18 protein-coding genes are annotated in these 18,527 nt (G+C 63.2%); 6 read left to right on the top strand and 12 right to left on the bottom strand.

All coding sequences use genetic code 11. From position 1 onward, the window contains the following. Nucleotides 1–6: 6 nt before the first annotated feature. Entirely contained in the window at nucleotides 7–2,232 is a 2,226-nt protein-coding gene (locus tag E2484_RS21915; protein WP_137287324.1) for an AAA family ATPase, read from the bottom strand. Between the two features lie 164 nt (nucleotides 2,233–2,396). Between E2484_RS21915 and E2484_RS25840 the strand changes: the two genes are divergently transcribed. Next, entirely contained in the window at nucleotides 2,397–2,531 is a 135-nt protein-coding gene (locus E2484_RS25840) for a DUF7128 family protein (RefSeq protein ID WP_321112949.1), read from the top strand. A gap of 97 nt (nucleotides 2,532–2,628) precedes the next feature. Here the strand turns inward: E2484_RS25840 and E2484_RS21910 are convergent, their stop codons facing one another. Together E2484_RS21910 and E2484_RS21905 are read right to left on the bottom strand one after the other, a co-directional pair. Further along, complete coding sequence (locus tag E2484_RS21910; RefSeq protein ID WP_137287323.1) at nucleotides 2,629–2,874, bottom strand: DUF7508 domain-containing protein; 246 nt, start codon at nucleotides 2,872–2,874, stop codon at nucleotides 2,629–2,631. Between the two features lie 8 nt (nucleotides 2,875–2,882). Next, on the bottom strand, nucleotides 2,883–3,311 hold the full coding sequence (locus E2484_RS21905) for a DUF5796 family protein (protein ID WP_137287322.1): 429 nt from the start codon (nucleotides 3,309–3,311) through the stop codon (nucleotides 2,883–2,885). Nucleotides 3,312–3,534: 223 nt separating this feature from the next. Here E2484_RS21905 and E2484_RS21900 point away from each other — a divergent pair, with 223 nt between their 5' ends. The 3 genes from E2484_RS21900 to E2484_RS21890 all read left to right on the top strand — a co-directional run bounded on the left by E2484_RS21900 (nucleotide 3,535) and on the right by E2484_RS21890 (nucleotide 5,614). After that, entirely contained in the window at nucleotides 3,535–4,392 is an 858-nt protein-coding gene (locus E2484_RS21900; protein ID WP_321112946.1) for an alkaline phosphatase family protein, read from the top strand. A gap of 101 nt (nucleotides 4,393–4,493) precedes the next feature. Beyond that, entirely contained in the window at nucleotides 4,494–5,351 is an 858-nt protein-coding gene (locus tag E2484_RS21895; protein WP_137287321.1) for a shikimate kinase, read from the top strand. Then, on the top strand, nucleotides 5,309–5,614 hold the full coding sequence (locus E2484_RS21890; RefSeq protein ID WP_137287320.1) for a chorismate mutase: 306 nt from the start codon (nucleotides 5,309–5,311) through the stop codon (nucleotides 5,612–5,614). The genes E2484_RS21895 and E2484_RS21890 overlap by 43 nt, the downstream gene beginning before the upstream one ends. A 312-nt stretch (nucleotides 5,615–5,926) precedes the next feature. Here the strand turns inward: E2484_RS21890 and E2484_RS21885 are convergent, their stop codons facing one another. The 3 genes from E2484_RS21885 to E2484_RS21875 all read right to left on the bottom strand — a co-directional run bounded on the left by E2484_RS21885 (nucleotide 5,927) and on the right by E2484_RS21875 (nucleotide 8,685). Next, nucleotides 5,927–7,339, bottom strand: coding sequence for an FAD-binding oxidoreductase (locus E2484_RS21885; RefSeq protein WP_137287319.1), 1,413 nt, complete (start codon nucleotides 7,337–7,339; stop codon nucleotides 5,927–5,929). 322 nt (nucleotides 7,340–7,661) lie between these two features. Further along, complete coding sequence (locus tag E2484_RS21880; protein WP_137287318.1) at nucleotides 7,662–7,922, bottom strand: hypothetical protein; 261 nt, start codon at nucleotides 7,920–7,922, stop codon at nucleotides 7,662–7,664. 238 nt (nucleotides 7,923–8,160) lie between these two features. After that, on the bottom strand, nucleotides 8,161–8,685 hold the full coding sequence (locus E2484_RS21875) for a hypothetical protein (RefSeq protein ID WP_170977458.1): 525 nt from the start codon (nucleotides 8,683–8,685) through the stop codon (nucleotides 8,161–8,163). A 612-nt stretch (nucleotides 8,686–9,297) separates the two neighbouring features. Here E2484_RS21875 and E2484_RS21870 point away from each other — a divergent pair. Beyond that, nucleotides 9,298–9,810 carry a hypothetical protein gene (locus E2484_RS21870; RefSeq protein WP_137287316.1) on the top strand — a complete coding sequence of 171 codons (513 nt, stop codon included), beginning with the start codon at nucleotides 9,298–9,300 and terminating at the stop codon, nucleotides 9,808–9,810. Between the two features lie 222 nt (nucleotides 9,811–10,032). Then, nucleotides 10,033–11,202, top strand: coding sequence for a zinc-dependent alcohol dehydrogenase (locus E2484_RS21865; RefSeq protein WP_137287315.1), 1,170 nt, complete (start codon nucleotides 10,033–10,035; stop codon nucleotides 11,200–11,202). Nucleotides 11,203–11,268: 66 nt separating this feature from the next. Here the strand turns inward: E2484_RS21865 and E2484_RS21860 are convergent, their stop codons facing one another. From E2484_RS21860 to E2484_RS21835, 6 genes are all read right to left on the bottom strand, one after another. After that, on the bottom strand, nucleotides 11,269–11,691 hold the full coding sequence (locus tag E2484_RS21860) for a ribbon-helix-helix domain-containing protein (protein WP_137287314.1): 423 nt from the start codon (nucleotides 11,689–11,691) through the stop codon (nucleotides 11,269–11,271). A 59-nt stretch (nucleotides 11,692–11,750) separates the two neighbouring features. Next, nucleotides 11,751–12,521 carry a 5'/3'-nucleotidase SurE gene (gene surE / locus E2484_RS21855; RefSeq protein WP_137287313.1) on the bottom strand — a complete coding sequence of 257 codons (771 nt, stop codon included), beginning with the start codon at nucleotides 12,519–12,521 and terminating at the stop codon, nucleotides 11,751–11,753. A gap of 106 nt (nucleotides 12,522–12,627) precedes the next feature. After that, nucleotides 12,628–13,335: a hypothetical protein gene (locus E2484_RS21850; RefSeq protein WP_170977461.1), complete on the bottom strand. Its 708-nt coding sequence runs from the start codon at nucleotides 13,333–13,335 to the stop codon at nucleotides 12,628–12,630. Nucleotides 13,336–13,458: 123 nt separating this feature from the next. Next, complete coding sequence (locus E2484_RS21845) at nucleotides 13,459–14,820, bottom strand: LLM class flavin-dependent oxidoreductase (protein WP_137287311.1); 1,362 nt, start codon at nucleotides 14,818–14,820, stop codon at nucleotides 13,459–13,461. Nucleotides 14,821–15,142: 322 nt separating this feature from the next. Then, entirely contained in the window at nucleotides 15,143–16,426 is a 1,284-nt protein-coding gene (locus E2484_RS21840; protein WP_137287310.1) for a carboxylate--amine ligase, read from the bottom strand. Nucleotides 16,427–17,013: 587 nt separating this feature from the next. Then, nucleotides 17,014–18,477, bottom strand: coding sequence for a small ribosomal subunit Rsm22 family protein (locus E2484_RS21835; protein ID WP_137287309.1), 1,464 nt, complete (start codon nucleotides 18,475–18,477; stop codon nucleotides 17,014–17,016). Nucleotides 18,478–18,527: the final 50 nt, after the last annotated feature.

Here is an 18,527-nt window from a genome sequence, read left to right as displayed (position 1 = left end):
CGGGTCTCAGTCCAGCGTCGGTCTGACCTTCTCCACGGCGGCGTCGAAGTGTCGGCGCTTGATTTCGATTTCGCCGGCGTTCTCGTCGGCCTGTTCGACGCCCCACGCGTCGGCGGCCTCCCGAATCGCCCGCATCGAGGCGTCCCGGACCACCGCCTCCAGGTCGGCCCCGGTGTACCCCTCCAGTTCCGCGGCGAGGTCGTCCAGGTCCACGTCGTCGGCGAGAGGCTTGTCGTCGGCGTGAACCGACAGAATCGCCCGGCGGCCCTCCTCGCCGGGCGCGGGGACCTCGATGTGTTCCTCCAGTCGGCCGGGCCGAAGCAAGGCGCGGTCTATACTCTCGTAGCGGTTGGTTGCTCCGAGGATGACGATGTTGGGATTGTCCGTCAATCCGTCCATTTCAGTGAGCAACTGGGAGACCACCCTATCGTTGACCTCTCCTCCGCCACTGTGTCCGGTACCACGCTCTCTCACGATTGCATCGATTTCGTCGAAGAAGATGATGGCAGGAGCGGCCTGCCTCGCTTTGTCGAATATCTCTCGAACTTTCGCTTCAGTTTCGCCGACAGGAGCGGCCAACAGTTCAGGACCTTCCACAGATATGAAGTTGACACCGCTCTCGCCCGCCAGCGCCCGCGCGAGCAGTGTCTTACCGGTCCCCGGCGGGCCGTGCAACAGGATGCCCGTCGGCGGTTCGGTGTTGGTCTTCTCGAAGAGGTTCCGGTACGCGAGCGGCCACTCCACGGCCTCGGTTAGCGTCTGCTTGGCCTCCTCCAAGTCACCCACCGCGTCGAAGCCGATTTCGGGCGATTCGGCGACGAACTCGCGCATCGCCGAGGGGTCTACCGAGGCCATCGCGGTCTCGAAGTCCTCGCGGGTGACTTTCACGTCCATCAGCGCCTCGTCGTCGGCCCCGGCGTCGCGCGCCCGCCGGAGCGCGGCCATCGCCGCCTCGGTCGAGAGCGCGTGGAGGTCCGCGCCGACGAATCCGTGGGTCGAGGCCGCGAGTCGGTCCAGGTCCACGCCGTCGGCCAGCGGCATCCCGCGGGTGTGAACGTCCAGCACCTCGCGCCGTCCGGCCTCGCCGGGCACGCCGATTTCGATTTCGCGGTCGAATCGTCCGCCGCGTCGAAGCGCGGGGTCGATGGCGTCAACCCGGTTGGTCGCGCCGATGACCACGACTTCGCCGCGGGACTCCAGTCCGTCCATCAGCGAGAGGAGTTGGGCGACCACGCGATTCTCCACGTCGCTCTCCTCGTCGCGTTCGCCCGCGATGGCGTCTATCTCGTCGAAGAAGAGGATGGTCGGAGCGTTCTCGCGGGCCTCCTCGAACTTCTCGCGCAGGCGCTCTTCGCTCTCGCCCTTGTACTTGCTCATGATCTCCGGCCCGGAAATCGTGATGAAGTGGGCGTCTACCTCGTTTGCGACCGCCTTGGCTATCATCGTCTTCCCCGTTCCTGGCGGGCCGTACAGCAGGACGCCCTTCGGCGGATCGATACCGAGACGCCGGAACAGCGCGGGGTTCGAGAGCGGGAGTTCGACCATCTCGCGGACCCGCCGGAGTTCCTCTTCGAGTCCGCCGATGTCCTCGTAGGTCGCGCCCGTCGGCTTGGACGGCGTCTGGCCGTCGGCGTTCCCCTCGCCGCCGATGGGAATCGAAACGTCGGTTCCCGACCCGGATTGGCCTGTCCCGGTTGACCCCGACCCGACGCCGCCCGACCCGGACGATATTGCGACCGTCACGTCGGTGCCGTCGGTCACGCGGACCACGCCGTCTGGGTCGGTCGCGCCGACCCGAAACGTTCCCGCGTCGCCGAGTCGTTCGATGCGGACTCGCTCGCCCTCCTTGACCGGCCGGTCCTGGAGCGTGCGCTTCAGTGCCCCTTCGAGCGTGTCGCGGTCGTCGGGGTCGAATCTGGCGGTCGGCGCGAGCGTCACCGACTCGGCCGCGGCGACCGAAATCTGGCGAACCGTCACCGCGTCGCCGATGCTTACTCCGGCGTTGGATCGCGTCTCGCCGTCGATTTGGACCGCGCCGTCTGGCACGTCGCTCCCCGCGGGCCAAACCTTGACCACGGTCTCGCGCTCGCCTTCTACGACCACGGTGTCGCCGCTCAGGACGCTCAGCGCCGACCGGGCCGATTCGGGGATGCGAGCGATGCCCCGGCCCGCGTCGCGCTTCTCCGCGCCCTGGACGGTGAGTTCGACTGCCGCGGAACCCTTCGCGTTCATGTCAGTCTCTCGTTGCTCGTCCGTATTGAGGGTTCCCCTGTCGCGGTGGTCGGCGTTTCCGTCTCGGTGGTCGGAGTCCGCCGGGTGTCGAGACGCGAGCAGACTTCCGTCGAGCGACCGACTCCGGGACAAAGGATTTGTCCGCCGATACAGTATCTCCAACCATGGTCGTCAAAACCCAGCGCGACGACGTGACGTGGTACGAGTGCGAGGGGTGTGGGATGATGTTCGACGACGAGTCCGACGCCGAGCAACACGAGGAGAACTGCGACCACGAGGACCCCTCCTATATTCAGTAACTGCGAAAGCGCGTCCCGTCGTCGGTGTCACCGAGCGCGGTTCTCCTGCCCGTCGGCCTCGATCGTCCCCCGTGCCACGGTCGCCTCCCGCTCCGGGTTACAGACCGGCGCGTTCGCGGTGTTCCTCCGCGAGTTCCTTCGCCTCGGCTCTCGTCTGGCAGGTCTCCCACCGGACTTCGTCGCCTGACCCGTAGGCCAGCGCGTCCTTGAGTTCGTCGCGCAGGACGCCCCAGCCGACTTCGAGGACCTCGCCGTCCTCGCCGAGTTCGTACGCGCCGTACTGCTCGGGAGCGGTCCCGACCGTCCCGCGGTTCAGCGACTGCCAGCGTTTCGGGAGTGGCATGGCGAGCGTCAGTCTTCGTTGACCATCTCGTAGGACTGCTCGTCGAGTTCGTCCTCCTCGAAGACGAACACCCGGCCGCGGGCGGTCTCGGGGTCGGCCTCCACTTCGATGGCGTAGCCATCCATGCGAACCGTGACGCCGGGGAACAGTTCTTCCTCCTCACCGGGGTCGAGCATCACCCGACCGACGCCCGACGATTCGAGGATGTCGTCGTGTGTGTTGCGGTCGTTGACGTACATCATCACGCCCTCGGTCTCGGTTGGGTCCGTGACCAGAATCTGGACGAGTTTGTTCGGTTGGGTTCGGAGCGTCCCGGCTACCTTCTCGGGGACGCCGCGGTAGTAGGTGTCCCGGCCGTCGGTGTACTCCACGACGATGCCGTCCTCGGCCAACTCGACGCCGAGGGTGTCTGGGGCCACGTCGTTGCGCGCGCTCATGGTCGAGATTTCGTCCGGGCAGGGGAAAAGGAGTGCGTTTCTTCGCACGAACGGGCCGTGAATGACGATTCAGATTTGCAGATTGAAAGGTTATTAAACACCATACGGGAGTAGTCAACTGTAGATGGTGTAGATGGTCATGGGCTCGAAGATTACGTTACGGAACGCGAGACGGATGCTCCGAAATCCGAAAGTGCTTCTGGGAGAAGCGGCGTGGCAAACGATGAAACTCAACCGAAAACTGTCGGAGAAGGACGGAATCCACGTGATGGACCAAGACTGGGACACGTTAATTCTGCTCGACGGTTGCCGGTTCGACACCTTCGAGAAGTGCAGTTGGTTGGACGGCGATCTGACTACCGTCTCGTCGCTCGGAAGCCACAGTAGCGAGTTTATCGAACGGAACTTCGCCGACGGTCAGTATCACGACACGGTGTACGTATCGGCAAATCCGCACGCCGAATCGCTCAAAGGAGAGGGGGTATTTCACGATATAGTCGACGTACTCGACTGGGGGTGGGACGAGGAGTTGCGGACGGTTCCGCCCGAGACGATGGCGGAGGCGACGATCGACGCCGCCGAGGAGTATCCGCACAAGCGTATCATCAGTCACTTCATGCAACCCCACACGCCGTTCATCGGTGACACGGGACGACGAATCACTCACGCCGGTCTGGCCGGGGACGAGTCGTCGAGTGACGACTCGTCCTCCGAACTCTCGCTCTGGGTGCGACTGCGCTATCGATTGGCGACCGAAGACCCGGCGGCGATACGTGAAGCGTACGAAGAAAATCTCGAAATCGCGCTGCCGCACGTCCAACGCATTCGAGACTCCATCGCGGGAAAAGTCGTCGTCTCGACGGACCACGGCAACATGTTCGGCGAGCGCATGCGACCCATTCCGGCGAAGATGTGGGGCCATCCGCCGGGTCTCACTCATCCGTCGCTCGTGCGAGTCCCGTGGTTAGTGATGCCACACGAAACCCGCAGAGAGACGAGAGCAGACGTACCGAGCAAAACTACGGAGACGATGGACGACTCGGAGATGGAAGAGCGACTTCGAGCGTTAGGCTACCGGTAGCTACCGAACGGAACCTAAATCGCATCATCGCTCCGTACTCGCTCGACGAGTCGATTGCACCAACCACCAGCGTCAATACGTCCCGCGAGAGAGTGCCGGACATGCACGGCCGAGCATCGGCACCCGCCGCGGGGACGGTCTTGAACGCCCTCGCCTGCGGGAAAGGGTCTGCGTTCGCCATTGACGCTGAGACGACCGCCGAGGTCGAACTCGACTTCTCGGGGTCGTTCGCGGGCGAAATCGCCGACGCGCCCGACGCCGACACCGCCCTAATCGAGCGATGCGTCGAACTCGCGGTCGAGGAACACGGTGGAAGAGACGTTTCGGGAGGTCACGTCTGGACCGAGAGCGAAGTGCCGATGGCGGCCGGACTCAAGAGTTCCAGCGCGGCCGCGAACGCCACGGTGCTGGCGACGCTCTCGGCACTCGGGGTCGCCGACGACGTGCCACGCGAGGAGGCCTGCCGACTCGGAGTGCGCGCGGCCCGCGACGCCGGAGTTACCGTGACGGGCGCGTTCGACGACGCCAGCGCGAGCATGCTCGGCGGCGTCACCGTCACCGACAACCGGAGCGACGAACTGCTCGACCGCGAACCGATTTCGTGGGACGTGCTGGTCTGGACGCCGCCCGAGCAGGCCTACAGCGCCGACGCCGACGTGGACCGGTGCCAGCGCATCGCGCCGGTCGCCGAACTGGTCGCCGACCTCGCACTGGACGGCCGCTACGGCGAGGCGATGACGGTCAACGGCTTCGCGTTCGCGGCGGCGCTCGACTTTCCGGCCGACCCGATGCTGGACGCGCTACCCGACGTTCGCGGCGTCTCGCTGTCGGGGACCGGCCCGAGTTTCGTCGCGGTCGGCGAGCGCGCGGTACTTGAACAGGTTCGAGACCGATGGAATCAACGAGAGGGTACGACATGGCTGACGAAGACACAGAACGACGGCGCCCGGACGAGATGAACCTCGGGGAACTCCGCGAGGAAATCGAGAGCATCGACAGAGAGATAGTCGAACTCATCGCCCGCCGGACCTACGTGGCCGAGACGGTCGCGCAGGTCAAGGCCGAACGGGAGATGCCGACGACCGACGAGGACCAAGAACAGCGCGTGATGGACCGCGCGGGCGAGAACGCCGAGCAGTTCGGCGTGGACGCGAACCTCGTGAAAGCGATTTTCAGGCTGTTGATAGAGTTGAACAAGGTGGAGCAAAGGGAGTCTCGGTAGTCGAAAACGGGGTTCTGAAGGCCTGCACGTAGAATATAGCACGACGATTTTCTTCCGGCAGTTGCGCTTTCCTTCGTCGGTGAATTGGTGACTGGTATGAGCCCGTCACAGAATACTTGACGTGATTCACGTTAACAATTAACATGTGCTGTATCCAATCAGGCGATTAATGTTCCCACACTTAACATAAAGAAGTCAATTACACGGACATCGACCGCAAGACAGCGTCGGAGTGTGAACCCTTCTGTGACGGCCACTTGAAGGAATGCAGTATCGGTGCGAAAGGCTGAGTGCCAGCTTGGTCAAGAACCGTCAGCCTGTAGGCTCGATGTTCTGGTTGAGGTGAAACACGTTGTCGGGGTCGTATTCGACCTTGATCTCGGCGAGCCGCCGGTAGGTGTGCTCACCGTAGGCTTCACGGACCCGTTGGGTGCCGTCATCGGCATCGAGGAAATTCACGTAGACGCCCTCTCGATACGGTTCGAGTGCGTCCAAAAATCGACGGACCCACTCGGTCTCCGACTCGGCGAACTCGTCCGTCTCGTCGGGACGCCACACGCCATTGATGTTGATGTTGTGAGGCGCGTGCCGACCGGTGTAGGCGGTGGCGTCATTATCGACCCGGCTCACCGCTCCGCCGAGATGGAACAGCACCGAGTACGAACGGGGTGATTCCGCCGAGAAGGCGTGGTTGACGAACACGTCGATTAGGTCGTCGGACAGTTCGGGCAAGTCGGTTGACTTCCAGTAGTAGTGCCACCCATGGAGAACGGTGCTGTCGGTCCCGCTCTGATGCGCCACATACGGCTCGGGAGAGACCAAGTCGAGAAGCGGTGTGCCGTGTTCGCGCAGCGGTCGGAGTACGCTCTTACCCTCCTCGATCGGACCGGCGTAGCAGGCGTTGATGGCCACGGCGGGTCGCCAGTGAATCTCCTCGGGGGCAACCGGGAGAGGAGGGATGGTCCCGAACTTGACGATAGTCCCCAGCTCGTCGGGCGTATCCCGCACGAAGTCGCGGTAGAAGCGCAGCATGTCGGCGGTGTCGTCCGCTGGCCAGAACACGGGGCCGGCGAGTACAGTGGGACCGACAGGGTGGAGGGCGAACTCAATGGAGGTCACAATCCCGAAGTTTCCACCACCTCCCCGCAACGCCCAAAACAGGTCCGAGTGCTCGTCTTCCGAGGCTCGGACGAACTCGCCATCGGCGGTCACCACATCGGCGGAGAGCAGGTTGTCGACGGTGAGGCCGTGCTTGCGCATCAGCCAGCCGATTCCGCCGCCGAGGGTAAGCCCGGCAACGCCGGTGTGACTGACGATGCCGCCCGTGGTCGCAAGTCCGTGGGCCTGGGTCTCGTGGTCCACGTCACTCCACAGGGCACCGCCCTGTACCCGGGCGGTCCGCGCGCGTGGGTCGACCCACACGGCCCGCATCGCTGAGAGGTCGATAACGATGCCGTCGTCGCAGACGGCGGTGCCGGCGACGTTGTGGCCGCCGCCGCGCACAGCGATTTCAAGGTTGTACTCTCGGGCGAAGTTCACTGCCGTGATCACGTCCGCGGCGCCCGCACACTGGGCAATGAGGGCTGGCCGTTTATCGATCATCCCGTTCCAAATTGTGCGCGCTTCGTCGTAGCCCGCGTCCCCTTGGCGAAGGACTTCGCCTCGCAGCTCTGCGCCGAATCCTTGGACGGTTTCTTCGTCTATTTCGGTTTGTGGTTCTGGCATGTTACGAACTATCCCTCGTCGAGCGGCGTGTCCATACCTGTGCTACGAGTTACCGCACCATACCCTTATCGCGCGGTTACCCAGTCGTTCATTTATATGTACGGCGTATCTAAGGCCTCTCTCCCCGGATTAGAAGGATTTCACTTGGACCGATTCCCCAAAGTTTCAGGAGAATCCGTGCTGGATTTCAGCTACCTGAACAAAGTTGAGCAACGTGACAAGCGGTAGAACATACTGTTAGATTCTCTCTCCGCCTCATTTACTCGATAACAGTGAGGCAACCGTACTCATGGCGTAACAGAGAGCGGAGATGAAACCCCGTTCAATTGCTCCGATTTCGGGAGGGTACTCGCGGCCGGAACATATGCTCGTTAATCAGGAAGAAGATTCCAGCGATCACTTGCAAACCACCAGCCATCAGTAGCGCATCTACACCGAACAGAACAAAATCAGTAGAAGTGACGAGACCAAGATAGATATTCAGAACTCCTACACCAAGTAAGCCAAAACTCGCGAATAATCCCAGCGATTTCATCACTCGTTCGGGGGTCAGCCATTCGAACGGAGCCATCTGGATGACCATGGCAACGCTACGAACACGCAAAAGTATCACGACTCCGAACAGACACATTCACTACATATCCATCACGTAGAAGCGGTCCTCGAGGGGGCCGAAACCGGCAAGGAAGTCAGAATCTGTAACATCAACCGAGACCTGAACAAGATAGAACAAAGACATAATGTGGAAACCGACAGAGGGCGAACTGATAGCAATCTCGACGAATGACCCTTTAACACCAAAGAGAGTCTCAACGGCCAATCTATGACCGAGAGACGTGCATGTCTTCGACAACTACTTCGTCTGTGCCCTCTCCGCCGTTGATGACGCCGATATAGAGAGCGGCAAGTGTCTCCCCAGAGATACCCTCAACAGTTCCCTCCTGCAACTCGGTCAGTGTCGCCTCGGTTCCCGCATTAATAAGGCGGAATACGGTGTCGCCGTCGATAGTCACCTCTCCGCTTGCGGCTGAAAACAGGAGCCCTTCATCGTCAGTATCGGAGCCAAGAGCACTCTCCGTTCCGTCGTCGTTGGGCTCCCAATTCCCGAACTCACCGCTATCATCTTTGTCCAAGTACAGGCCGAGGAACAATTCGGCGGGTCCCCAGCGCGGGGTCCGGAGCGTTCGTGAGGTGACGGTCACGGTTTCAATCGTGCCAAGCCGCCCGAGATGTACGTCGAATCCCGTATTCCGGTTCGGCGGCTCCGTCCCGAGGTTCTGCGCGAGACAGCGTACGCTGCCATCGGACTGTGGCTGTGCCAGCCATCGACTGTCCCCGTCTTGCATATCGTACGGTGTAGCTGACCGCCCCCACGACTCGGGTCCCAACGGGAACCACGCGTAGTGGCCGTGACTCTCGATTTGTGCGACGACTCCAGATTGCTCATCGTGCGCTACTGAACTACCAACGACTGCCGTTCCTCCGAAGACGACCGCTCCCGTGGCTACTGCTCCCTTTCGGAGGACGCTTCGGCGTGAGACCGGTTTGTGTGACGTCATTGCTTCCCACCTACAATAATCATGCTAATAGTTAACATAACACACTAGGATAGTTTCTATCGTTTACGTTTTGGAATATTTATTACTGTCAATTCAGAGCTACCAATGAATGCCACTTTTCCTCTGTAATCATCTCTTAGAAGTCAAACTGCCAATGGTTCCTCGGAACCCAGCTAACGGACGACCAGAGACGTGTCCATTATCGTTGTCAGGAAATCGTATTGCCAACTACTGCTTTAGAGCAGAACCCGGAAAAGACACCCTCATATTTAGTCTAATCTATTATAGATATTGTCTCTCTGAGCAAGGTCGAACAGCGAGAGACTCGATAGCGTACAATCTCGGGTCGAATCCTTTCGGAGAGATGATTATTAGTTATTCGAGTAACAACTACGCCGTATGGCTCTCCGGTCCGACCGACTCGTCGACCTGATTTTGGGCAAGGAGTGGACGAGGACGCGACGAGCACTCGTACTTGCAGGTGGGTTCGTTACGGCCAGCCTGATATTGGAGTATCTTCTCTTCCTCACGAGCTTCGAGAACGGCCTTATCGAGGCGCTTCACCAGGTGTTCCTCCTCGATGAATACCTTCCCAGTTGGCACGCGACAGGCGCGTTCTCCGTTATCGGCCTCGCCGCGCTTCACGCCTATCTGAACGAAGGGTTTCTCCCGAGCACACTCCTCGGATGGAGTCCCGTTTACGGAAACGTCAGTTGGACGATTACGTCTCTCAGCGGAGTCGAAAACTATCGTCTCGACCCTGTTGCGGCGTTCGAACGCACGTTTCCCGAAGCAGTCGTCCTCGCCACGCTCGGGTTCGTTGTCGGTGTCACGTTTCGCTGGGCGCGGAAGCGCCGGCGAGGCGACGCTGTATCACGATCCGAATCCGGTGAAGTCCAATCGACAGGGTGAAATCTCGGACGAATAACAGCACCACCCGCTGAGAAACGGTGTTTTCCGGAGCGACGAGCGAGAGTAACCGCTCGTAGCAGAGGCCACTATCTTTACTAAATCTTCTGTGGTCGTCAGTAACGAGGGGGAGAAAGTGACAAATAAATATCCAGTGCGGACGGCGCAGTCTCCGAGACGACGGCCTGTAGGAATCGGTGGACGTGAACGACTCTGGGGGAGACGATGAGGGCACTCTGCTGGCACGGCGAAGGGGACGTCCGCGTCGATACCGTCCCCGACCCCGAAATCGTCAATCCGCACGATGCGATAATCGAGATCACCGCCACCGCCATCTGCGGCTCCGACCTCCACCTGTACGACGGCTACGTGCCGACGATGCAGGAGGGCGACGTGCTTGGCCACGAACCGATGGGCGAGGTGGTCGAAGTCGGAAGCGCCGTCGAGAATCTACAGGAAGGCGACCGAGTGGTCGTGCCCTTTACCATCAGTTGTGGCTCGTGTTGGTTCTGCGAGGAGGACCTCTACTCTCTCTGTGACAACTCGAACCCGAACGCGGAAATCGCCCGCAAGATGATGGGTCAGTCGCCCGCCGGGTTGTTCGGCTACTCCCACATGATGGGCGGATACGCCGGCGGTCAGGCGGAGTATTTGCGGGTGCCGTACGCCGACGTCGGCCCGGTCAAAATCGACTCCGACCTACCGGACGAGCAAGTGCTGTTCCTCTCGGACATCTTCCCGACGGGGTACATGGCCGCCGAAAACGCCGACATCGAGGAGGGTGACACGGTCGCCGTCTGGGGGTGCGGACCGGTCGGGCAGTTCGCTATCCAGAGTGCGTGGATGCTCGGCGCTGGCCGAGTGGTCGCCATCGACCGAGTACCGGAGCGCCTACAGATGGCACGAGAACACGGGGACGCCGAGACCATCGACTTCGAGGAAGAGGACGTCTACGACCGTCTGATGGCGATGACCGGGGGTCGCGGCCCGGACCGTTGCATCGACGCGGTCGGGACGGAAGCGCACGGTACGGGCGTCACTGGGGTCGTAGACAAGGTGAAACAGGAGATGCACCTGGAGGCCGACCGGCCACACGTGCTTCGACAGGCGATTCGGTGTTGTCGAAAGGGCGGGACGCTCTCGGTTCCCGGCGTGTATCTCGGGCACGTGGACGACCTCCCGTTCGGCTCACTGATGAACAAAGCCCTGACGGTCAAGACCGGGCAAACGCACGTCCAACGCTATCTCGACCCGCTTTTGGAGCGAATCGAGGACGGTGACATCGACCCGTCCTTCGTCGTCACTCATCAGGAACCGTTAGAGAACGGCCCGGAGATGTACGAAACCTTCCGTGACAAGGAGGACGGGTGCATCAAGGTGGTGCTGACGCCCTGAGAAAACGACTGACGTGTCGGCGGACGGGATACCTTCCACGGCGAAGTCCGAGGCGGGGTTCCGATTTCACCGACGTTCGGGACTGATCGAATGTCGCGGCGTGGAGGCCGAATCGGGTGCCGACTCGTGGTAGAACGAGAGGAGTTCTTCGAGGAGTACGGCGTCTCGCTCGTGGGGGTCGTAGTGGTGGTCGATGAAGTCCTCGGCGTCCTGAATGTTCCCTCGGAGCGCGTACTTCCGAACGACCAGGACGGATTCGAGGAACGAGACGCTGTCGGCGTCCGAGGGGCCGGAAGACTGGGTGATAAGCTCGTCTCTGAGGGCGTCGAAGTCGAGCGTCTTCGGTTCGTAGTCGGAGTCGAGTTGTGCGAGGACGTACTCCGAACAGAAGCGGTGGAACTCGGATTTGCTCTCCACGACGCCTTCGTCGACGAGTGCTTCGATTTCCTCGACTACGGGTTCGGGAAATCGGACTGTACTCTTGACCATACCTCTCTATTCTCAGTACCGTTAGATAAATCTTGCCAACGTGTACCTCGGCTCTTCGTTCAGAACCGTTCCGCCAGTTCGTCCAGCGACTCGTGACGCTCGGTCGTGTGCGGCGCGGTCAGCGGCGAGACGCTGATTTTGCCCTCGTAGACCGCCCGGCGGTCGGTGCCTTCGGGGTCGGGCAGACTCTCGCCGTCCATCTGCTCCCACGTGTGGTCGTGGAGGGTGACCACGCCGTCCTCCTCGCTCGCGTCCATGTCGTAGACGTGCGACGGTCGGGTGACGACCATCGGGGTGTGACCCTCACTCGGTAGCGGTGCGTTGACGTTGAGGTACTCGGCTTCCTCGAAGACGCCCGCGTCGGGTGCGTGCTCCACGAGATAGCGGACCGCCTCGGCGACCTCGCTGTACTCCTCGACCTCCGTCTCGCGGGGCCACTCGCTCTGGGGGACGTGAAGCGACGCCGCGATGGCGGGCACGCCGAAGAAGGCGGCCTCGACCGCGGCGCTGACGGTGCCCGAACGCCCGAGGACGTACGCGCCGATGTTCGCACCCTCGTTGCACCCCGAAACCACGATGTCGGGGTACGGGCCGAGTTCCGCGAGTCCCGCGACCACGCAGTCGGAGGGCGTCCCCTCCAGGGCGTAGCCGAGTTCGTGTTCGTGGACCGGCACCTCGTACGTCATCGCTCGCCCGACAGCGCTCTGGTCGTCGGCGGGCGCGACGGTCGTGACGTTGCCGACCTCCGAGAGGGCGTCGTAGAGGGCGCGGATACCGGGGCTATCTATCCCGTCGTCGTTCGTCAACAGGATTTCGCGGGTCGCGGTCATGTGGAAGACGTTACAGTGGGCGGTCAAAAGTCCTACTGCTCTCGGCAGGGGGCTTGTTATGTACGCGTGTATCGGTCGGTAGTCGAAAGTTCGGGTCGAGACGGTCTCAGAACCGGACGTACACCATCACGAAGATGATCGCCAACTGGAGCGTCCCCTGCACGCCGGCCAGTTTGGCGTTGCGCATCCCGATGGCACCGATGAGTTCCTCGTCGGGGTTCGCGGAGGTCATCTCCCGGTACATCCGCAGTTCGCCGGGCAACAGCACGCCGAAGCCGAGAATCGATAGCATGGTCACGATGCCGAGCGCCGCCGCGATCTCGTGAGAAGTCATCGCGAACTCGGGGAGCGTCCGGGCCAACCACGCCGCGTGGCCGACGCCCACGACGCCGAAGACGCCGAGGGTTCGCCGGTCGGTCAGCGCGTCGAACTGCGCGGCGACCAGCAGGACGACGGGCAGTGCGATCGCGGTACTCATCAGCGCGATCCACGGGTCGGCGTGGGGGAACTTTCCGAGGTCCTGCGCGAGCGTGACGCCGCCGAAGATGGTTACGGTCGCCAGCGACGGCATCAGAAACGTCGTCTTCGGGGTGAGCCGCCGGAACACCGCCGCCTTCTTCTCGGTGTCGAGTCCGCCGACGACCGGTCCGAGGACCAGTCCCAGGAAGAGGTCGATGCCGGTCCACAGTACCCCCGCCATCACGTGAACGTAGTTCAGATGCTGGAGCGGGCCGACGGTGACGGCGTAGACCAGCGCCACCAGCGGGACCGCGACGACTCCGGCCGCGAAGGCGGGATTCGCCCTGTTCGCCATGCCGTTTACGAAGCCTCGTGACGTGGTTGCCATACGCTATCGAATGCGGCGCGTGGCCGGGAGTTAAAATTTCTGTTTATTTCATTTCTCGGACTCGTGGCCGGAAACTCGTCGGCTCCCGACTCAGTTCCGGGCCGGATGGTCGTCGGCGAGTCGGGTCCGGCCTTCCTCCTCGAAGAGGTTCTCGCGCAGCGTGTCGCCCTCGTACTCCTCGCGGACCAGTCCGCGTTCGCGGAGGACGGGAACCACCATGTCCACGAAGTCCCGGAGCGTGCCGGGTCGGACGACCTCCTTGAGGTTGAACCCGTCCACGCCGACGTCCTCGAACCAGTACTGGAGTTCGTCGGCGACTTGCTCGGGGTCCCCGACCACGATGGGCGACGTGGAACCGAGACCGGCGAACTCCGCGACTTCGCCGACGGTCCAGTCGCGGTCCGGGTCGTTCTGCGTGAAGGCGTTGACCGCGCCCTGAATCGCGTCTGTCTCGATGTGTTCGACCTTCTGGTCGGGGTCCAACTCCGAGAAGTCGATGTCCGTGAAACCGGCAAGTAGTGCCAGCGTCGCCTCGTAATCGACGTTCTCGGCGTAGGTCGCGTACTTCTCTCGGGCCACCTCCTCGGTCTCCCCAACGATGGGCACCACGCCGGGGAAAAACCGGAGTTCGTCGGGGTCGCGGCCCTTGGCCGCCGCTCGTTCGCGCAGGTCCTCGACGTAGCTCCGGACGCCCTCCTCGGTGGGTTGGCTGACGAACACGGCTTCGGCGTTGTCGGCCGCGAACTCCCGGCCGCGGTCCGACGACCCGGCCTGATAGAGGACCGGCGTGCGCTGAGGCGACGGTTCGCAACTGTGGGCGTCGGGGACGTCGAAGTACTCGCCCTCGAAATCGACGCCGTGGACCTTCTCCGGGTCGGTGTACACTCCCGTCTCTCGGTCCCGAACCACGGCGTCGTCGTCCCAGCTCTCCTCCCAGAGGCGGTGGCACACGTCCATGAACTCGTCGGCCCGGTCGTAGCGGGTCTGGCGGTCCATCCGCTCGTCGAGTCCGAGGTTTCGGGCGGCGCTTTCGAGGTAGGAGGTGACGACGTTGAACGCGACTCGGCCGTCGGTCACGTGGTCGAGCGTCGATAACTCGCGGGCGAGTTGGTAGGGGTGGACGTAGGTGGTAGAGCGCGTCACCGCGAACCCGAGGTGGTCGGTCGCGGTCGCCATTGCGGGCACCAGCGCCTGCGGGTCGTTGGCGGGCGTCTGGACCGCGTTCTCGATTGCGGTCTCGCGGTCGTCGCCGTACACGTCGTAAATCCCCCGCACGTCGGCGAAGAACACCGCGTCGAACCCGCCGCGCTCGGCGGTCCGGGCCACGTCGAGCCAGTACTCGACGTCCGTGTAGCGGTGGGACTGGTCGCCGGGCGTCCGCCAGTTGCCGGTCGTGACGTGTCCGACCGAGTTCATCGTGAAGAGATTGAGGTGGATGTAGTCGCTACTCATGGTTGCTCTGGGGGCGTCGGCCCGGGAAAAGACGGGGATACCGGCGAGATACACGGTCGAACTCGGACGCGCGCGATTCGAAGTTCGTCTCGTGTACTTCTGCCGAGAACGAGAGTGAAGTCGAAACGAAGCTAACTACCGGTCGAACCGACCGTACCGCAACCGCACGGCACCGTCACCGCTCCCCGAACCTCCCCGCGTCATCGCGAGCAGAGCGAGTGAAGGCTCGGAAGACGCGGTTCGTCTTCCGGTGTTCCCGGTCGAGCTTTTGCCGGCGAAGAATCGCCGCGAACCCGAGGTTCTGGGCGCAGGGAAAGGTCGTCTAGCAGGAACAGTAGTACTCCTGCGTGCCGAACTCGGTGCTGAGCAGTTGGTACGCCGGAGCGGGGTCCGAGGGCCGATACACCCCGGTCGTCAGGTCCTCGCTCGCCTCGAAGTCGCCCGAGACGAGCGAGAGCCAGTCGTTTCGGGCCAGCACGTCCCCGAATCCGTCGGTGTTCAGCGCCTTGAGGTAGTCGGCGAGGTAGACCCACCGCGCGTCCCGAACCTCGTCGGCCTCGTACTCCTCGCCCACGGCGTCGGCGTATGCCGCCAGCGGGAGGTTCGCGCCCGCCTGCACCGGCAGGGAGATCCACTTCCACGGCCGGGTGTTCACGTCGATGAGGACGTACTCCTCGCGGTCGCCGTCGTAGAGGAATTCGGCCTCGCTGATGCCGTGGTAGCCGGTCTCGTCGAGGACCGACAGCGCGTTTCGCTTCACGTCCGGTTCGTCGGCGCGCTGGACGACGCAGGAGGTGCCGTAGCCGAGGGGGTACCGGACCCGGGCGTTTCCGACGAAGGTGACGGCCTCCCCCGTCTCGGGGACGTAGGAGGCCAGCGAGCAGTCCTCGCCCTGCACGGCCGGGACCTTCTCCTGGGCCATCACGCGGATGCCCTCCGCGGCGGCGTTGGCCACCACGTCTTCGAACTCGGCCTCGTCGCCGACCTCGATGACGTTTGTACCGACCGCCTCCGAGAACTTGCGCTTCAGGGCGGGCTTGACCACGAGGGGGAAGCCGAGTCGCTCGGCGGCCTCGGCCGCGGGGACGCTCTCGCGGTCGTCTCCCGCAGGACCGCGCGCTCCGCCCGTCTCCGCGGGGTCGGTCTCGGCGATGCGGTAGGTCTCGGGGTAGGGCACGTCCAGTCGCTCGGCCACGGTGTACAGCGACTCCTTGTCCAGCACGCGGTCGATGGTCTCGCGGTCGGCGAACGGGAGGGTGACGCCTTCGGGTTCGGTCCGGGAGAAGGCGTGGACCCACTCGTCCATACAACCGAACGCGACGGGGTCGTGGTCGAGTTCGGCCGCGAGCGCCTCCACGTCGTCGCGGAAGCCCTCCTCGTCGTCCAGCGGGTACGTAACCTGGCCAGCGAAGTCCACGGCGTCGGAATAGGGCGCGACTCCCTTCTCGTTGCGGTCGATGGCGATGACGGGCACGTCGCGTGCCTTCAGCGCGCGAGCCACGCTCAACCCGGTGACGTGGGCGTTGCAGACGATAGCTGGTGGCCGGTCGAAGTCGGCGTCCGCGAGCGCGTCGCGGAGGCCGTCGAACGAGCGAAAGGTTGCCATACACGTCGTTCTCGTCTCGCCCGCTAAAAGTCGTGCGAGTCGGCAACGCCCGCCGGGGACTACGACGACCCTGTGATAACGACAGCCCTGTGATAACGACGACCCTGTGATACCTTCACCCGGCGCGCGCTGGCGCGGCGCTCGTGCGCCGCGCCCATGCGCGCGAGGGACGAGCATCGCAGGGAGTGGAGCGACCGAGAAGCGCAGGAGGTTGGGGAGGTGTGAGGCCTGCGGTCGCGGTGCGGGGCGGCGCGGTTACTCCTTGGCTCTAGGAATAGCTAGCGACCCTCAGCCATTCGGCCGAGTAACTGTTACCCCTCGTCAGACACTCATCCGACTGAAACCGACGAGTTCGCTAGCTACTGCTCCACCCAATCGTACCGCGACCGTACCGCAACTCCACCGCAACCGTACCGCAACTCCACCGCGACCCGGACTTCCCCGTCGGTTCGCGCCTGTCGGCGCTCACTCGGCGCGTCCAGTGGGACGTGACGGTTCGAAAGACGGTCGATAGACGCATGTACATGATTCTAGGAAAGAAATATATGTGTTTAGTACTAAATAAATATACTTAGAACGAAGAAAACCTATACCGGAATCCCGTCCACGACCGTCTCCTCGTCCACGACGAGGTTGTAGGCGTCCTCGTCGTCGTTCCAGAGGGCCAACACGCCCTCGAACGCCAGCAGGTCGCCGTAGTCGGCTGTCCGGAGGTCGCTGTTCAGCGACGTCTCGTTGGTCAGGACCGCGAAGTGGTCCTCCGATTCGCTCCCGTCGCCGATTTTGAAGAGGGGGTTGCGGTCGCCCTCCGCGAGCGAGTGGCTGAGTTTCACCGCCACGAGGTCGATGCGGTTGGTGACGTGGCGGTCCATCTCGGCCATCTTCGCCGTGCGCTCGGCGTCGGCCGTGAACTCGGCCTTGCGCTGGCCGTCGGGGCGCAGAATCGAGTAGGAGAACTGCACGTCCACGTTGACGAACTCGCGGGACGCGCCAGCGGCGTCGTCGAGTTTGCGCTGGAACCCGGGCACCTCCAGGTCCGGTTTCACGTCGAACGACCACCCGCGGTCGGTCGGGCGCCCGTCGGGCCAGAGTCGGAGCGTGGGCGCGAAGACGGTGGCCGCCCGCGCGTCGTCGGCGACGGCGCGCTCTACCTTCCGAAGTCCGATGCTGGTCTCGCGGTCCGCGGGTTCGATTGCGAGGAGCGCGCCGTCGTCGGCGAGGGCGTCGAGGTATCGCCGGACCACCGCTTCGGGGTCGTCCAGTTCGTTCAGGACGTTGGCGAACAGCATCAGGTCGTACTCCCGACCGTCCTCGGCGTCGAACGCACCGCGTTCGGCCCGGTCGAACGCGTCGCTCTCGCCCGGTTCGAACTCTTCGGCCGTCTCCCGGTGGAGTTCGACGTGGACGTTCCGACTGGCGTCGGTCGCCACGCGCTCGAACACGTCCGCGGCGGAATCGCTCGGTTCGACCGCCTCGTACTCCACGAGGGCGTCGTCGGGCAGGTAATCGGCGATTCCGAGCGCCGGGCCGCCGACGCCCGCGCCTACGTCGAGAATCCGGAGGTGGCGACCCACCAGTCCCGCTTCGGCGAGTTCGTGGAGGACGTACTGCGCCACCGCGTAGTTGTCCGGCAGGTGGTAGACGGCGTAGCCGAGCGCGGCCGTCTCGTCGTACTCCACGGGGTTGTTTCGGAAGTAGTCCTCCTTGAGTCGCCGAATAGTCTCGCGGAGTCGGTCGCCCGACTCGCCGGTCTGCCAGTCCGGACCGAATCGCTCGACCAGCAGGTCTTCGAGGCGGCGGCCGTACTCCGTGGGGAACGCCTCGACGCCGTGGAACGCGGGCGTAATCGGGCCTTCCTCCACCGGTTCGAAGGTGCCGTCCTCGCGCTCGACCAGTCCGAGCGACGGGGCCTCCTCGCGGAGCGTCTGGCGGACGACGCCGGGGTGTGGTTGCCCTTCGACGTACTCCGAAATCTCGTCGGGGTCGATGGGTCGGACCTCCCGGAGGTACTTCGCGTTCTCTCGAATCTTCTCGCGTCGGTCGTCGTTCATCGCCCTACCTCCGCCGTCGTGCTCTCCGTCATCTTTCCCTCCGACGTCCG

Source organism: Halorussus salinisoli (genome assembly GCA_005239435.1).
GTDB classification, from domain to species: domain Archaea; phylum Halobacteriota; class Halobacteria; order Halobacteriales; family Haladaptataceae; genus Halorussus; species Halorussus salinisoli.
Note: the sequence above shows the minus strand (reverse complement) of the source record. Positions and strands in the feature narration are given on the sequence as shown.

Coding starts and splice junctions, on each gene's coding strand:
- E2484_RS21915 (WP_137287324.1), bottom strand. CDS start 2,232: ATGAACGCGAAGGGTTCCGCGGCAGTCGAACTCACCGTCCAGGGCGCG.
- E2484_RS25840 (WP_321112949.1), top strand. CDS start 2,397: ATGGTCGTCAAAACCCAGCGCGACGACGTGACGTGGTACGAGTGCGAG.
- E2484_RS21910 (WP_137287323.1), bottom strand. CDS start 2,874: ATGCCACTCCCGAAACGCTGGCAGTCGCTGAACCGCGGGACGGTCGGG.
- E2484_RS21905 (WP_137287322.1), bottom strand. CDS start 3,311: ATGAGCGCGCGCAACGACGTGGCCCCAGACACCCTCGGCGTCGAGTTG.
- E2484_RS21900 (WP_321112946.1), top strand. CDS start 3,535: ATGAAACTCAACCGAAAACTGTCGGAGAAGGACGGAATCCACGTGATG.
- E2484_RS21895 (WP_137287321.1), top strand. CDS start 4,494: ATGCACGGCCGAGCATCGGCACCCGCCGCGGGGACGGTCTTGAACGCC.
- E2484_RS21890 (WP_137287320.1), top strand. CDS start 5,309: ATGGCTGACGAAGACACAGAACGACGGCGCCCGGACGAGATGAACCTC.
- E2484_RS21885 (WP_137287319.1), bottom strand. CDS start 7,339: ATGCCAGAACCACAAACCGAAATAGACGAAGAAACCGTCCAAGGATTC.
- E2484_RS21880 (WP_137287318.1), bottom strand. CDS start 7,922: ATGGTCATCCAGATGGCTCCGTTCGAATGGCTGACCCCCGAACGAGTG.
- E2484_RS21875 (WP_170977458.1), bottom strand. CDS start 8,685: ATGCAAGACGGGGACAGTCGATGGCTGGCACAGCCACAGTCCGATGGC.
- E2484_RS21870 (WP_137287316.1), top strand. CDS start 9,298: ATGGCTCTCCGGTCCGACCGACTCGTCGACCTGATTTTGGGCAAGGAG.
- E2484_RS21865 (WP_137287315.1), top strand. CDS start 10,033: ATGAGGGCACTCTGCTGGCACGGCGAAGGGGACGTCCGCGTCGATACC.
- E2484_RS21860 (WP_137287314.1), bottom strand. CDS start 11,691: ATGGTCAAGAGTACAGTCCGATTTCCCGAACCCGTAGTCGAGGAAATC.
- surE (WP_137287313.1), bottom strand. CDS start 12,521: ATGACCGCGACCCGCGAAATCCTGTTGACGAACGACGACGGGATAGAT.
- E2484_RS21850 (WP_170977461.1), bottom strand. CDS start 13,335: ATGGCGAACAGGGCGAATCCCGCCTTCGCGGCCGGAGTCGTCGCGGTC.
- E2484_RS21845 (WP_137287311.1), bottom strand. CDS start 14,820: ATGAGTAGCGACTACATCCACCTCAATCTCTTCACGATGAACTCGGTC.
- E2484_RS21840 (WP_137287310.1), bottom strand. CDS start 16,426: ATGGCAACCTTTCGCTCGTTCGACGGCCTCCGCGACGCGCTCGCGGAC.
- E2484_RS21835 (WP_137287309.1), bottom strand. CDS start 18,477: ATGAACGACGACCGACGCGAGAAGATTCGAGAGAACGCGAAGTACCTC.